The organism is Kribbella sp. NPDC005582 (assembly GCF_040605415.1).
GTDB lineage: Bacteria > Actinomycetota > Actinomycetes > Propionibacteriales > Kribbellaceae > Kribbella.
On record NZ_JBEXCU010000006.1, the window covers coordinates 446,356 to 461,013 of the forward strand.

The window sequence follows — 14,658 nt, forward strand, 5'->3', positions numbered from 1 at the left end:
GAATTACGCGACACTGATGTTGTGAAAACTCCCGCCACCTCCAGTGCGGCGCCTGCCGGCACCGGCAGCGCGCGGGACGAGTCCACCCGGGACCGGGTGGCCCGGTCGATCCTGACCAACGGCCCGTCCAGCGCCGCGGTGCTCGCCGAGCGCCTCGAGCTGACCCCGGCCGCCGTCCGGCGGCATCTCGACCACCTGCTCGAGCAGGGCGTGGTCGAGTCCCGCGAGGAGCGTGTTTACGGCCCGCGCGGCCGCGGCCGCCCCGCGAAGGTCTTCGTGCTGACCGACTCCGGCCGGCACGCGTTCCACCAGGCGTACGACGACCTGGCCGCCACCGCGCTGCACTTCATCGCGGAGGCCGGCGGGGAGCAGGCGGTAGCGGAGTTCGCCCGCCGGCGCGCGCTCGAGGTGGGACAGCGGTACCAGGAGCTGATCGACGCGGCTCCGGACAGTGACAAGGCGGAGGTGCTGGCCGAGGCGCTGACGGCCGACGGCTACGCCGCCTCCACCGCGGAGCGGGGCCACGGCGCCCAGCTCTGCCAGCACCATTGCCCGGTCGCGCACGTGGCCGAGCAGTTCCCCCAGCTCTGCGAGGCCGAGACCGAGGTGTTCGCCACCTTGCTCGGCCGGCACGTCCAGCGGCTGGCCACCATCGCCCACGGCGACGGTGTCTGCACCACACATATCCCGGGGCCTGCTCCGGTTTCTTCAGTATCCGACGGCGAATCTGCGAGGACTGCACGATGACGCAAACAGCTCACCCCGAACTGGAAGGCCTCGGCAACTACCAGTACGGCTGGGCCGACTCCGACGCCGCCGGCGCGGTCGCCCAGCGCGGCATCAGCGCCGACGTCGTGCGCGGGATCTCCGCGCTCAAGAGCGAGCCGGAGTGGATGCTCGACCTGCGCCTGAAGGGCCTGAAGCTCTTCGACCGCAAGCCGATGCCGTCGTGGGGCGCCGACCTGTCCGGGATCGACTTCGACAACATCAAGTACTTCGTCCGGTCGACCGAGAAGCAGGCGACCAGCTGGGAAGAGCTGCCCGAGGACATCAAGAACACCTACGACAAGCTCGGCATCCCGGAGGCGGAGAAGCAGCGCCTGGTCGCCGGCGTCGCCGCGCAGTACGAGTCCGAGGTCGTCTACCACCAGATCCGCGAGGACCTGGAGGAGCAAGGTGTCATCTTCGTCGACACCGACACCGGCCTGAAGGAATACCCGGAGCTGTTCCAGGAGTACTTCGGCTCGGTGATCCCGGTCGGCGACAACAAGTTCGCCGCGCTGAACACGGCGGTCTGGTCCGGCGGCTCGTTCATCTACGTGCCCAAGGGCGTCAAGGTGGACATCCCGCTGCAGGCCTACTTCCGGATCAACACCGAGAACATGGGCCAGTTCGAGCGGACGCTGATCATCGTCGACGAGGACGCCTACGTCCACTACGTCGAGGGCTGCACCGCGCCGATCTACAAGTCGGACTCGCTGCACTCCGCGGTGGTCGAGATCATCGTGAAGAAGGGCGCCCGCTGCCGCTACACGACGATCCAGAACTGGTCGAACAACGTCTACAACCTGGTCACCAAGCGCGCCACCTGTGAGGCCGGCGCGACGATGGAGTGGATCGACGGCAACATCGGTTCCAAGGTGACGATGAAGTACCCGGCCGTCTACCTGATGGGTGAGCACGCCAAGGGCGAGACCCTGTCGGTCGCGTTCGCGGGCGAGGGCCAGCACCAGGACGCCGGCTCCAAGATGGTGCACAACGCGCCGTACACGTCGAGCTCGATCGTCTCGAAGTCCGTGGCCCGCGGTGGCGGCCGGACGTCGTACCGCGGTCTGGTCGAGGTGGCGCCGGGTTCGCACCACAGCAAGTCCACGGTGCGCTGTGACGCGCTGCTGGTCGACACGATCAGCCGCTCCGACACCTACCCGTACGTCGACGTCCGCGAGGACGACGTCGCGATGGGACACGAGGCGACCGTCTCCAAGGTCAGCGACGACCAGCTCTTCTACCTGATGAGCCGGGGGATGGCCGAGGACGAGGCGATGGCGATGATCGTCCGCGGCTTCATCGAGCCGATCGCCCGCGAGCTCCCGATGGAGTACGCGCTGGAACTCAACCGGCTCATCGAGCTGCAGATGGAAGGGGCCGTCGGCTGATGTCGACCGAAACTCTGGTTGCCACCGGCAACAAGGCGCACTCGCACGGGCCCGGTTCACCGGTCCCGTTGCAGGCCCGGAGCGAGCGGCCGACGTCGTACGACGTCGAGACCTTCCCGGTGCCGAACGGTCGCGAGGAGGAGTGGCGCTTCACCCCGGTGAAGGCGCTGAAGTCGCTCTTCGAGGACGCCGAAGGCACCGAGACGCCGAAGATCGACGCCTCCGGTCCGGAGCAGGTCACCATCGAGACCGTCGTCGCCGACGCGCTCAAGGTGCTGACCCCGCAGGACCGCCCGTCCGCGATCGCGTGGAAGCAGTCCCCGTCCGCGCTGGCCGTGCGCATCCCGAACGACGCCGAGCTGACCGAGCCGGTGCACGTGAACGTGGCCAGCCTCGGCGGCCGCGGCTACACGCACCTGATCGTCGAGGCCGGCCGGCACAGCCGCGCCCTGGTCATCATCGACCACACCGGCGCCGGCGAGCTGAGCAGCAACGTCGAGATCAAGGTCGGCGACGGCGCGGAGCTGCGCGTCGTGAGCATCCAGCAGGGTGACCACGACTCGCTGCACCTGGCCCAGCACGATTCGCTGGTCGGTCGCGACGCCAAGCTGAAGCACGTCGTCGTGACGCTGGGCGGCAAGGTCGTCCGGATCAACGCCAACGTCCGGTACGCCGGTCCTGGCGGCGACGCCGAGTTCCTCGGGGTGTACTTCGCCGAGTCCGGGCAGCACCACGAGCACCGGCTGTTCGTCGACCACGAGGCCACCAACTGCAAGAGCAACGTGCTCTACAAGGGTGCGCTGGCCGGTGACCACGCCCGCTCGGTGTGGATCGGCGACGTGCTGATCCGGGCCGCGGCCGAGGGCACCGACACCTTCGAGCTGAACCGCAACCTGGTCCTGACCGAGGGCGCCCGCGCCGACTCGGTGCCGAACCTGGAGATCGAGACCGGCGAGATCGAGGGCGCGGGGCACGCGTCCGCGACCGGCCGGTTCGACGACGAGCAGCTGTTCTACCTGCAGGCGCGCGGTATCCCCGAGGACGCCGCCCGCCGGCTGGTCGTGTCCGGCTTCTTCAACGACATCATCGGCAAGATCGGTGTCCCCGAGGTCGTCGACCACCTGCACGAGGTGATCGAGACCAAGCTGGCCCGCACCGCCGAGCTGAGCGCCTCCGCGAAGGTGGCGCTCGGCCAGTGAGCGACAGCTTCGAGCGCGCCTGCGCCGCCGCCGACGTACCGGACGAGGGAGTCGTCTCGGTGGAGATCGCCGGCGTCGAGGTCGCGGTCGTGAAGAGCGAAGGACAGTTCTTCGCGGTGCGGGACGAGTGCTCGCACGCGCAGATCCAGCTGTCCGAGGGTGACGTCGGTGGCTGCGAGATCGAGTGCTGGCTGCACGGATCCCGCTTCGACCTGCGCACCGGCGAGCCGACCAGCCTGCCGGCCTACGACCCGGTGCCGGTCTACCCGGTCCGCGTCGACGGCGACGACGTCCTCGTCGACGTGAAGAACCCCCTGAACCAGCAGTCCCTGTAGACACAGACGGAGATAGAAGAAACCTCATGGCGACACTCGAGATCCGCGACCTGCACGTGTCGGTCGACACCGAGAACGGCCCGAAGGAGATCCTGCGCGGCGTCGACCTGACCATCGCCGGTGGTCAGACGCACGCGATCATGGGCCCGAACGGTTCCGGCAAGTCCACGCTGGCGTACTCGATCGCCGGTCACCCGAAGTACAACGTCACCGGCGGCACCGTGACGCTGGACGGCGAGGACGTGCTCGACATGTCCGTCGACGAGCGCGCCCGGGCCGGCCTGTTCCTGGCCATGCAGTACCCGGTCGAGGTCCCCGGCGTGTCGGTGTCGAACTTCCTGCGCACCGCGAAGACCGCCGTCGACGGCGAGGCGCCGAAGCTGCGCACCTGGGTCAAGGACGTCAACAAGGCGCTCTCCGACCTGGAGATGGACACCGACTTCGGCAACCGGAACGTGAACGAGGGCTTCTCCGGTGGTGAGAAGAAGCGGCACGAGATCGTTCAGCTGGAGCTGCTGAACCCGAAGATCGCGATCCTCGACGAGACCGACTCCGGCCTCGACATCGACGCGCTGAAGATCGTCTCCACCGGCGTCAACCGGTACGCCGAGAAGGGCGACAAGGGCGTTCTGCTGATCACCCACTACACGCGGATCCTGCGCTACATCAAGCCGGACTTCGTGCACGTGTTCGTCGACGGCCGCGTCGCCGAAGAGGGTGGCCCGGAGCTCGCCGACGAGCTCGAGGCCAACGGCTACGAGCGCTTCCTGAAGGCCGGCGCCAAGTGACCGACGCCCGGACGTTCAGCAGTCCCTTGGACCTGCAGTCGGTCCGGGCGGACTTCCCCATCCTGAGCCGTGAGCTCGCGGGTGGATTCCCGTTGGTCTACCTGGACTCGGCGAACTCCTCGCAGAAGCCGGCCCAGGTGGTCCAGGCGATCTCCGACCACTACCTCAAGCACAACGCCAACGTCGCCCGCGCCATGCACCAGCTCGGCGCGGAGGCCACGGCGGCGTACGAGGACGGCCGGGACAAGGTGGCGGCGTTCATCGGCGCGACCAACCGCGACGAGATCGTCTTCACCAAGAACGCCTCCGAGGCGCTCAACCTGGCCGCGCACACGCTCGGCGCGTCGCTGAAGCCGGGCGATGTCGTGGTGATCTCCGAGATGGAGCACCACAGCAACATCGTCCCGTGGCAGCTGGCGTGCGAGCGCAGCGGCGCGACGCTGAAGTGGTTCGGCGTCACCGAGGACGGCCGGCTCGACCTGTCGAACATCGACGAGCTGCTGACCGAGCAGACCAAGGTCGTCTCGCTGACCTGGGTCTCGAACGCACTCGGCACGATCAACCCGATCGCCGACATCGCCGTCAAGGCGAAGGCGGTCGGTGCGACCGTCGTCGTCGACGCCTCGCAGGCGGTGCCGCAGTTCCCGGTCGACGTCTCCACGCTCGGGGTGGACCTGCTCGTCTTCACCGGACACAAGGCGGTCGGCCCGACCGGTATCGGCGTGCTCTGGGGCCGCTACGACCTGCTCGCCGAGCTGCCGCCGTTCCTCGGTGGCGGCGAGATGATCGAGATCGTCCGGATGACCGGTTCGACCTACGCCCCGCCGCCGGCCCGGTTCGAGGCCGGTACGCCGCCGATCGCGCAGGCGGTCGGTCTCGGCGCGGCGCTGGACTACCTGTCCGGGATCGGCATGGACAAGATCGCGGCGCACGAGCACGCGATCGTGGAGTACGCGCTCGAAGGCCTGAAGACGGTTCCCGGTCTGAAGCTGCTCGGCCCGGCCGACGCTGTGGATCACGGTGGCGCGATCAGCTTCGAGCTGGACGGCGTCCACCCGCACGACGTGTCGACCGTGCTGGACACGCGCGGCATCGCCGTCCGGGCCGGTCACCACTGTGCGCGTCCGGTGCACGAGCGGTTCGGAATGCAATCGTCGACCAGAGCGTCTTTCTACCTGTACACGACTCCCGAGGAGATCGACGCGCTCGTCGACGGCCTCGGATTCGTCCGGTCATTCTTCAAGGTGGACTGATAATGCAGCTCGACAGTCTCTACCAGGAGATCATCCTGGATCACTACCGCAGCCCGCACCACGCGGGCCTCGCGGACCCGTACGACGTGGAGGTGCACCACGTGAACCCGTCCTGCGGGGACGAGGTCACGCTCCGGGTCGAGCTCGACGGCGACGTCGTGAAGGGTGTCACCCACCACAGCGTCGGCTGCTCGATCAGCCAGGCGGCGACGTCGGTGATGTCGGACCTCGTGATCGGCAAGCCGGTCACCGAGGGGATGGCGACGTACGAGAAGTTCCTGGAGCTCATGCAGAGCCGCGGGAACATCGAACCCGACGAAGAGGTTCTGGAGGACGGCGTCGCCTTCGCGGGCGTCGCGCAGTTCCCCGCCCGCGTGAAGTGCGCACTGCTGGGCTGGTCCGCCTGGCGCGACGCGACGGCGCAAGCGCTGGCCGCCAACGAAGGAGTGAAGAATGCCTGACCAGACCGACGAGAAGATCGAGCTGCCCGAGGTGGACCTCGAAGCAGCCGCCGCGGGCAAGTCCGGCGTCGGAACCACTCCGCCGCCGGTCGAGGACGTGACCGAGGCGCTCAAGGATGTCGTCGACCCCGAGCTCGGGATCAACGTCGTCGACCTCGGCCTGATCTACGGCGTCACGGTCGACGACACCTCCACGGCGATCATCGACATGACGCTGACCTCGGCGGCCTGCCCGCTGACCGACGTGATCGAGGACCAGACCCGGATGGCGCTCGAGGGCCTGGTCAACGACTTCCGGATCAACTGGGTCTGGATGCCGCCGTGGGGCCCGGAGAAGATCACCGACGACGGCCGCGACCAGCTGCGCGCCCTCGGCTTCAACGTGTGAGCCGACTGATCACAGTCGCACCGGAGCGCTTGGACAGGTGGCTGAGCGGATTCGGTGAACGCCACGGCGACCTCTCGTTCGCCGCAGCACCGCATCAGGTGACGGTGTCTGCGGCGGACGGGGCGGTCGCCGTGGTGTCTGTACCCTTCCAGCCTCTTGCGGATCTCAGCCGCGAGGGGCTGGTCGCGCATGTGCTGGCCGACCACCGCCTCGGTCTCCTGCTAGTACGGCGTGGTGGCTACGGCGCGGGTGTTTTCGTCGGCCCGAAGCTGGTCGACTCGAAGGTGGGCTCACGCCATGTGCAGGGGACGACCAAGGCCGGTGGCTGGTCACAGCAGCGGTTCGCCCGGCGGCGCGACAACCAGGCGCGCGAGGCGTTCGCGGCGGCCACGGAGGTCGCCGTACGGATTCTGGCCGGGGCTCGGCTGGACGCGGTCGTCTGTGGGGGAGACCGGCGCGCGATCGAGACCGTGCTGGAGGATCCCCGGCTCAAGGACGTTGCCAAGCTGGTCCGGCCGCCGTTTCTCGGCGTGGCCGATCCCAAGCAGAAGGTCCTGGAAGCGGCCGGTGCGGACGCCCGCGCGATCCGGATCGAGCTGACCGAGCCTCAGTCCACCGACGGGCCGTAGAGCGCGCGGAAGTCCGACAGCGTGCCCTCGAAGTACTCCAGATCGTCGACGAGCTTCGCGCGGTGGACCAGCTGCGGGCTTTCGGCCAGCCCCCGCCGGCCGAACTCCGACCAGATCGCCGACTCCGGCACTCGGTCGGCATCCTCGGGCAGGAACTTCAACGCCTCCCGTACGGCGTACGCGGCGTACTCCCAGTTGAGCTCGACGAGGTAGCGGTCCTGCCCGGGCTGACCGGTGTAGGCCAGGTCGGCGTCGAGTGCCCGGCGGCCGAAGGTGGCCGCCAGCATCGCCCACTGGGCCGCGTCGAGCAGGCTCGATGCCCCGAGGCCGAACGGCAGACCGAGTTTGCGGGAGGCATCCTCGCTGACGTACGGGATCTCGATGTCGCCGACGGTCGAGTGGAAGGTCCAGGCCGTCTCGCCCTCGTCCACGTTGACCCCGGACTTCGGGCCCAGCGGCGGAACGGACGGCAGGGAGTCGTCCGCGGCGGTCATCACGCTCTCGTAGACCTGCGCCTCGATCAGCGTCCTGGCGGTCAGCATCAGTGAGTTCGCTCCTGTGTCTGCGGTCCGGCTTGCACCTTAGCGTGCGCGGCTGCAGGCGGGGCGGCCCTGGGGCTCAGCTGCTCTGTGGTCGCGGGGCTCAGTTGCTGCGCGGTGGTGCGGTAGTCGAGCCCCTTGAGCATGCTCGCCGGAACGCCCTTCTGCACCAGCGCTTCGGCCACCTTCGCGGTGAAGTCGTCGTCGGGCCCGAGCGAGTTGTAGAGCGCCCGGAGATCGACCCGGCCCTGCGCCATCAGCGGGATCCGCTGGTCGAGGTTCGCGAACGCCGCCCCGAAGCCGCCGTCGCCGCCGATCATCCGGCCGCGGGGCAGCGCGACGTAGGTGTCCTCGCGGCCGTCGCGGTCGCGGACCGACACCACGACCGGGCCGTCCTCGGCGTTCGCCCGGGCCAGCGCGGTCACCAGCGGCTGGTACGGCTCGTACACTTCGTTGCCTGAGGCATCTTTATGGACGGCGTCGGCCCGGATGTCCGGTGGTCCGAAGTCGTCCGGGGTGATCTGCAGCCGGGCGCCGGCCAGCGCCGCGTCCGCGGCGGCGCCGGTCTCCATCGTGCGGAGGGCGTCGAGGTACTCATGTTTGAGCATCTTGACGAAGAACTGGCCCTGGGCGGCGTTCGGAAGCTGCTTGGCGCGCTTCTCCGCCGGGCTGCCGTTCCCGCGGTCGGTGGCCTTGGCGATCGCCACGTCGTAGCTGACCGGGATCCGGACCGTGACGAGCTCGCCTTCCTCGAACTTGCTGGTCTCGAGCCGGCCGCCGGTCGCGTCGGAGTTCTGTTCCTTCACCTGCTGGCCGACCGATGCCCCGACCGAGACCGGTCCGCCGCCGGCCCCGACGTTCGCCGTACCGGGGCCGAGGTGGCTCGCGCTGCTCGCGGACTTCGTGGAAGTCTCGAGCCGGCTGACCGCCCCGGTCTGGGCGTCGCCGATCGGGTCCTCGACCAGCTCGAAGCCGGTCATCCGGGCCCTGACTGTCACCTGCAGGGTGGTCCGGCCGTTGCCGCGGGTCGCCATCGGCGGCAGCCGGAAACCGCCGTCGCTGGTCAGCTCGGCGAAGTTGGCCTTCATCGCGGTCGCCTGGAGGTAGCCGTCGAGCGTGCCCGAGTGCTCGGCGAACCCGGCAGCGCCGAGGCCGTCGGGCCGGCTGAGCTCGGCCTCAAGGACGTCGTACAACTCGTTGGTGCGCGGCGCCCCGGCGGCGTACGGCTGGATGCTCTCCGGTACGGCGCTCTCCGTGACCTGGATCGGTCGATGCTCGGCGACCTGCTGCGCCGGCTGCTCCCGCGTGCCGGGTTCGCGGATCAGCTCCCGTGGCACCAGCAGCGCGACCTCGGCCGCCAGCTCACGCGGCGTCGCCACGGTCATCCGCTCGGTCGGCGTCGTGCGGCCGAGCTTCCGGCCGGTGCTGGTCAGTTCGGCCGCGCCGGCGCCGCGGATCCGGATCACCTCGGAGGTGAAGACCACGGACCGCCGCACCTCGTCCAGATCGAAGTGACCGGACCGGTTGACCGTCACGGCGACCCGTGAGCTGCCGGCCGACGTACCGCGGGCGCGCTCGGCGGCTGCTCCGCCGCTGCCCGACTCGCCGTCGGCCGCGCTGCCGCCGATGCTCGCGCCGTACGCCGAATCCCGTCCGACCGACTGCTCGCGGATGTTGAACGCGTAACCCTGGTCGAGACCGATCGCCGCGACCGCGGGGCTCTCCGGGGTGCCGTTCTTCGTGTACGCGCCGACATAGCGCGCCGTGATCCGGACCTGGTAGAGGTCGGGCAGCTGCCCTTCGACCGGCACCTCGACGGTCGCGACGAAGCCGCGTGGCCCGAGCATGTTCTCGAAGCTGCCCTCGAAAGCGTCCGGGTTCAGGTTCACCCGCAAGGCCGGCGCCAGCAGCTTGCTCTCGGCAAGGACTCCCGGCGCGATCTCCTCGAACTGCGGGCGGACCAGCTCGAACAGGTCGACCTGCTCGTCCGGCCGACCGGCCGGGGTGATCGACTGCAGTTGCCCGGAGGCGACACTCTCGTCGTACGACGGTCCGAGGTCGACCGCGACGCGTTGCGCGGCCAGCTGCTCGGTCGCTTGCAGGGTCTCTTCGACCTTCGTGGTCTGAGTGGTCGGCTGCCCGGTCGTCTCCAAGACCTTGGCGATGAGCTTCTCGGTCTCGTGTTCGGCCGCCAGACCGGTGCTGACGCCGGCGCGCTCCAGGTTGTAGCGCCGCACGAAGCCGGTCGCGACCTGCGGCTCCATCGTCACGCGGTCGGTCAGGTACCGCTCGGCGACATCGGCGACGACCGGCAGCGGCAGGTCGAGTTTGCCGCTCGCGTAGAGCGCCAGCGCGTGCCGCTCGGCCATCGCCTTCTGCGCCAGCGCGTCGTCCAGCTGGATCGTCTGGACGACGGTTCCGTTGCTGTCGACGATGTCGGCCTCGAGCTCGTACCGCTCCAGGAACTCGTAGTGCGTTCCGGTGTCGACCAGCAGCCACTCCTGTCCGCTGGCCCGGCTGATCGTGGTGGACTGCGACGTACCGCCGGTGCGGTTGATCGACGCCGTACCGGTGCCCGAGGAGCCGTCGGCTCCGACCTCGCCGCCGCCACCTTCGACGCCGACGCCGCCCGCGGCCGACGTACCGGAGGTGAACGCTGCGTCGGTCAGGGTGAGGTTGATCTTGGCGGTGTTCTGCTGATTGATCGTCAGGAACTTCTGGTCGACCGCGCGGCCGCGGAGCACCACCTTGTAGTCCTGCGCCCGCACGCTTCCGCCGTGCAACGGATCGGGCGCGGTGACGATCATCGGCACCTCGAAGCTGCCGTTCATCCAGTCCGGATGCGCGACCAGGCTCTCCGACGACAGCGCCGCGTGCAGCTGCAGTACGGCGCTGGAGTCGGCGCGGAAGACCGCCGACTCGGTGAAGATCCGATCGGCCGGATTCCCGGCGTCGACGGCAACCGTGACCGCCGCACGGACAGCCTGCGGATGCGGTGCCTTCGGTGCTGCGGTGAGGTCCGGCGGTTCGGCCCGGGTCATCGAGCGCTCGTACGAGAGGTCGACCCGGCCGCGGACGTCGGCGATCGGCTCGCTGAGGCCCTTGTCGGTGAGCTCGCGCAGGGTGATCCGGATGCCCTGGCGAAGCTCGTCGAGCGGCTCGGAGCTCTCGGTCAGCGTGACCCGGTTGACCCGGCGGCCGCTCGCCCACGAGAAGCTGCGGCCGACGGCGCTCCGGTTGAACTTCGCGCCGAACTTGGCGGCCAGCCCGCGGATGCCCTGGGCGGGCCCGTCGGCGGCGCCGACCCCGCCGGCGATCGGGACCGACCGCGATCGGCTCGACGAGCGGCTGGTCGCGCCCGAGGCGATGCCGAGGCGGACGACGTTCCGGCCGGGCCTCGTGCCGCGGCCGGTGACGTCGTCGAAGTCCTGCTCGACACCGAGCCGGAAGTGGCGGTACTTCGTGGTCCGGCCGGTGTGCTGGTCGACCAGTGTGATCGGGATCCCGCCCTGGCAGGCCTGGTTCATCCCGGCCTGGATCCGATGAGCGGTGATGTTCTCGACGATCCGGTCGTAGTTGGCGGACTGGCCGGCGTACTGCACATCGTCGGCGAGGCGAGGCTTGGGCAGTGGCTGGTAGTCGGCGTCCAGCGGCGGCACCAGGCCCATCCGGCTGAGGTTGGCCAATGCCTGCAGCTGAGCCTCGTCCGCGCCTTGGAGATCATGAGCGAGCGCCTTACCCGGACCACGCAGCTGGTGCGGGCCCGGACCATGCCACGGCGGCAAGGTCTGTGGCCCGGTGGGCGGCTCAGGGTCGCCGCGCAGCAGCGCACGACCGTCCGCATCCAGCCGAATCGCTCCGGCATCATCCCGCCGTACGGCGTCCTTCGCGGCCGGACCGCCGGCGCGGAGCAGGTCGTTCTCGGTGATGCGGAGCCGGCCTTCGCAGACGCTCTCGACGACGACCGGCTCGGCCTTGCGGTCGTGGAGCTTGCGCAGCGTCGCCTTGACCTTGAAGTCGAGCAGCACGCCTTGCGTGGGGCCGTGATCGCGATGCACGACCGGCGTGATGGCGGTCGTGCTGACGCTCTGGCCGCCCGAGTGACTGACGCTGCGGCCGGCGCCGATGTTCGGCGACACGTCGACGCTGGTCGAGCCCACGTCGTACAGGGGAGTGGCGGCGAAGCCGCCGGTCGCGGTCACCGTCGTGGCGTAGGTCTCGCTGGCGTTGATGCCGCTGAAATCGACCTCGACGGCCTCCTTCCAAACCTCGGTGGTCGACTCGCCGCTGAGTCTGGCCGTGCTCCAAACCGGCTCGAGTTCCAGCGTCAGCTCGTACTCCGGGCGGCCGCCGACCGAGATGGAGCGGGTCAGTCCGCCAGGCTTGGTGAACTCGTTCAGCAACCGGGCGGGATCGCCGGTGACCATGTTGTTGAGCTGGTCGTAGCCGACTCGGTCCAGGTCACCCGCTTGGCGGACGAGGCGGTCGCTGACGTCCTGCAGGCCGTTGAACCGGGTGACGGTGTGCGCCGGGAAGCCGGCCTCGACCTCGTCACCGTGGCCGAGATCCGCCAGCGTGACAGTGTCCGGCGGTTTGACCGTGTAGGCACTGGGAACCCAGGTGAGTTGCCGCCCCGCGTCGACGGTCTCGACCGGCGACCACGAATCGGTGGGGGAGTCGCGGACCTCGATCTCCCACTCGCCGGTCCACTCGTAGAGCAGCGACTCGCCGCGGTCGTCGTCGACCTGCCCGAACTGAGCGTGCGTCGACAGGCCCGAGGCCCGGGTCACCGACCGGCCGTGGCTGATGTCACCGCGCGGCGCGATCACCTGGCCGACGGTGTGCACCACGCTGCCGGGTGGCGCGGCGGCGAGGAACGGCTGCAGGTTCACGCCGTACGACGTGCCGGTCGACGACGTACTGGAGGTGCCGACGCCCTGGCCTCCCGCGCCGACGGTTCCGTTCATCTGCTCGGCGAGGTCGTAGTCGCGGTCGCGGCCGGGGATCTCGGTGAAGTCGCGGCGCTTCATCCGCAGCCGCGCCTGCGCGAGCCCGTCGCCGACCGGAACGACCATGCCGTCGGCCGACATCAGCCGCCGGTACTCGGCGGTCGGAACCGGGCGCGGAGCTTTCCCGTCGAGCCGCGGCCGGATGCCGTGTTCGGCCAGCACGCGATTGATGTCCTGGACCGGAACGAGCAGCGGCGGTCCGGTCGGGACGCCGGTCTCGAGCAGGTCCTTGACCGGTATCGCCTGCTCACTGCTCGCCTCGAAGACCTCGACCCGATCGGCCGCCTCGGCGGCCAGCACGGTGAGCTCGGCCTGCGGCGTCTGCGGGTTGTCGAGTGCGGTCTGCAGATCGCGGTATCCGGCGAGCGCGTGTGCAGCGTCGTCGGCTGCCTGCTGATAGCCGGCCGCAAGCTCCGTGTGCCGGTGTGCTTTGTTGCTAGCGGCAACAGCATCGACACGGAAGCCGCGAGCTCGCTCCGGAGCGCCGAGATCCCGCAGGCGCTCCTCTGCGACGGCCTTGGCCTCGAGGTCTGCGGCTTCGCTGGTGGCCTCCGCCGCGCTGGTCACCTTGGCGTCGGCCAGGCCGCTGAGCTGGGTCACCGCGGTCTCGAGCTCGCCGAGTTGCTCACTGACCTGGCGCCGGAGATCGGCCGGTGAGTTGGGCGCCGCCTCGGCCTGCAGCCGCTCGACGGCACGACCGACCGCGGTCGCCTCAGGAGCGATCCGGGCATCGGCCGCCCACGGAAGCTCCGGCAGCGCGCCACCGCGACGCTTGATGGCGCGGGCGAGACCTTCGATGTCGCCACGGATCTCGTCGACCGTGCGCGTTCCGCTCGGCGCGCCGTTCGCGACCGTCTCGGCCTGCGCCTGCCGCCACTCCTTCGACAGCAGCTGGTACGTCGCGAAGTCCGCGCGCAGGCGGATATCGCGGCGCTCTGCCCCGAACGCGGACCGCAGCCGACCGAACACGCCCTCGGGGCGATTGCGTTCGGCGGCCACCTCCTGCGTCATCAGGCTGACCTGGTGGGTCCAGACCTGGCCGAGCTGGGCGTCGGCCACGTCGGGCGAAATCCGCAGTACGTGCGGGTCTTCCGCCGTACCGGCGCCGAGGCGGCCTTGGGCGAGCAGGCTGCCGACGGTCGGGAGGACCTCGACGCGGATGTGCTGTGGCGGCTCGCCCGGCGCGGTCTGCAGGACGGCGAGGCCGGAGTTGAGGGTAGGGGACTCGGTGAGGCCCAGGTCGTCCGCGCTGAGCTGCGTGAGCGCGGCCAGGGCGGTATCGGGCGTGAGCTCGGAGCCGGCCGGGCGGCCGGCTGCGACGAGCCGGGTGGCGTCGACAGCGCGAGTGAGCGTCCGACGGCGGGACAGTCGTCGCTGCGGTGCGACTGGCGGTGGGGCGCCGAGCCGCTGGGTGGTGTCGCTGATTCGGTTGGCGCTCGCGACCACAGCGGTCAGCGAAGCAGGCCTTGCATCGCCCGGGAATGTCTTGAGGCGAGCTGCTGCCTCGGGCGACTCCTCGGAAGCACTCCGCAGCGCGACTCGGAGCATCGCGCGGGCTTCGCCGTACTGCGATTGGTCCAGTCCAGGCACTGCGAGCAGCCGATCGAGCGCGGCCGCGGCGCCGAGCCCGGGCACTTCGTCCCGGCCCCGGGCGGACTCGGCGCCGAGCATGGCGACGGCCTCAGCCAGGATCCGCTCGTCCCGCACCTGATCTCCGGCCCGGCGAGCGAGGTACGTCTGCAGGCCGTCGGCGACGTGAGCGGGCAGGACGTCGTACCGGCTGGTCAGCCAGACGCGGCCGTCCCGCAGCGGAACGGCGGTCGGCCACGCGATTCCCAGCGCGGTCGCGATCGCCGTCCGAGCACGGGTCTGCGGATCGGGCACCACACCTCCAGCAGGGT

11 protein-coding genes are annotated in these 14,658 nt (G+C 69.8%); 9 read left to right on the forward strand and 2 right to left on the reverse strand.

What is annotated here, in order from left to right:
* Positions 1-21: 21 nt before the first annotated feature.
* The 9 genes from ABZS29_RS31390 to ABZS29_RS31430 are packed head-to-tail and all read left to right on the forward strand — an operon-like array spanning position 22 to position 7,209.
* Positions 22-747: a metalloregulator ArsR/SmtB family transcription factor gene (locus tag ABZS29_RS31390; RefSeq protein WP_355467391.1), complete on the forward strand. Its 726-nt coding sequence runs from the start codon at positions 22-24 to the stop codon at positions 745-747.
* Positions 744-2,156, forward strand: a complete 1,413-nt coding sequence (gene sufB, locus ABZS29_RS31395) for a Fe-S cluster assembly protein SufB (protein WP_355467393.1) — start codon at positions 744-746, stop codon at positions 2,154-2,156. Before ABZS29_RS31390 ends, sufB begins: the two co-directional genes overlap by 4 nt.
* Positions 2,153-3,355 (forward strand): Fe-S cluster assembly protein SufD, encoded by a 1,203-nt coding sequence (gene sufD, locus ABZS29_RS31400; protein WP_355467530.1) that lies wholly within the window; start codon positions 2,153-2,155, stop codon positions 3,353-3,355. Before sufB ends, sufD begins: the two co-directional genes overlap by 4 nt.
* A complete protein-coding gene (locus tag ABZS29_RS31405) occupies positions 3,352-3,690 on the forward strand; it encodes a non-heme iron oxygenase ferredoxin subunit (RefSeq protein WP_355467395.1) in 339 nt (112 codons plus the stop codon). The genes sufD and ABZS29_RS31405 overlap by 4 nt, the downstream gene beginning before the upstream one ends.
* Positions 3,691-3,716: 26 nt before the next feature.
* Entirely contained in the window at positions 3,717-4,478 is a 762-nt protein-coding gene (gene sufC, locus ABZS29_RS31410; protein WP_355467397.1) for a Fe-S cluster assembly ATPase SufC, read from the forward strand.
* On the forward strand, positions 4,475-5,731 hold the full coding sequence (locus ABZS29_RS31415; RefSeq protein WP_355467399.1) for a cysteine desulfurase: 1,257 nt from the start codon (positions 4,475-4,477) through the stop codon (positions 5,729-5,731). The genes sufC and ABZS29_RS31415 overlap by 4 nt, the downstream gene beginning before the upstream one ends.
* Positions 5,732-5,733: 2 nt before the next feature.
* On the forward strand, positions 5,734-6,192 hold the full coding sequence (gene sufU / locus ABZS29_RS31420) for a Fe-S cluster assembly sulfur transfer protein SufU (RefSeq protein WP_355467400.1): 459 nt from the start codon (positions 5,734-5,736) through the stop codon (positions 6,190-6,192).
* Complete coding sequence (locus ABZS29_RS31425) at positions 6,185-6,580, forward strand: metal-sulfur cluster assembly factor (protein ID WP_355467402.1); 396 nt, start codon at positions 6,185-6,187, stop codon at positions 6,578-6,580. The genes sufU and ABZS29_RS31425 overlap by 8 nt, the downstream gene beginning before the upstream one ends.
* Positions 6,577-7,209 carry an acVLRF1 family peptidyl-tRNA hydrolase gene (locus ABZS29_RS31430; RefSeq protein ID WP_355467404.1) on the forward strand — a complete coding sequence of 211 codons (633 nt, stop codon included), beginning with the start codon at positions 6,577-6,579 and terminating at the stop codon, positions 7,207-7,209. Before ABZS29_RS31425 ends, ABZS29_RS31430 begins: the two co-directional genes overlap by 4 nt.
* Here the strand turns inward: ABZS29_RS31430 and ABZS29_RS31435 are convergent.
* Both ABZS29_RS31435 and ABZS29_RS31440 read right to left on the reverse strand, forming a co-directional pair.
* Positions 7,188-7,751: a hypothetical protein gene (locus ABZS29_RS31435; protein ID WP_355467406.1), complete on the reverse strand. Its 564-nt coding sequence runs from the start codon at positions 7,749-7,751 to the stop codon at positions 7,188-7,190. The genes ABZS29_RS31430 and ABZS29_RS31435 overlap by 22 nt on opposite strands.
* Positions 7,751-14,641 (reverse strand): hypothetical protein, encoded by a 6,891-nt coding sequence (locus tag ABZS29_RS31440; protein WP_355467408.1) that lies wholly within the window; start codon positions 14,639-14,641, stop codon positions 7,751-7,753. Before ABZS29_RS31440 ends, ABZS29_RS31435 begins: the two co-directional genes overlap by 1 nt.
* Positions 14,642-14,658 lie beyond the last annotated feature (17 nt).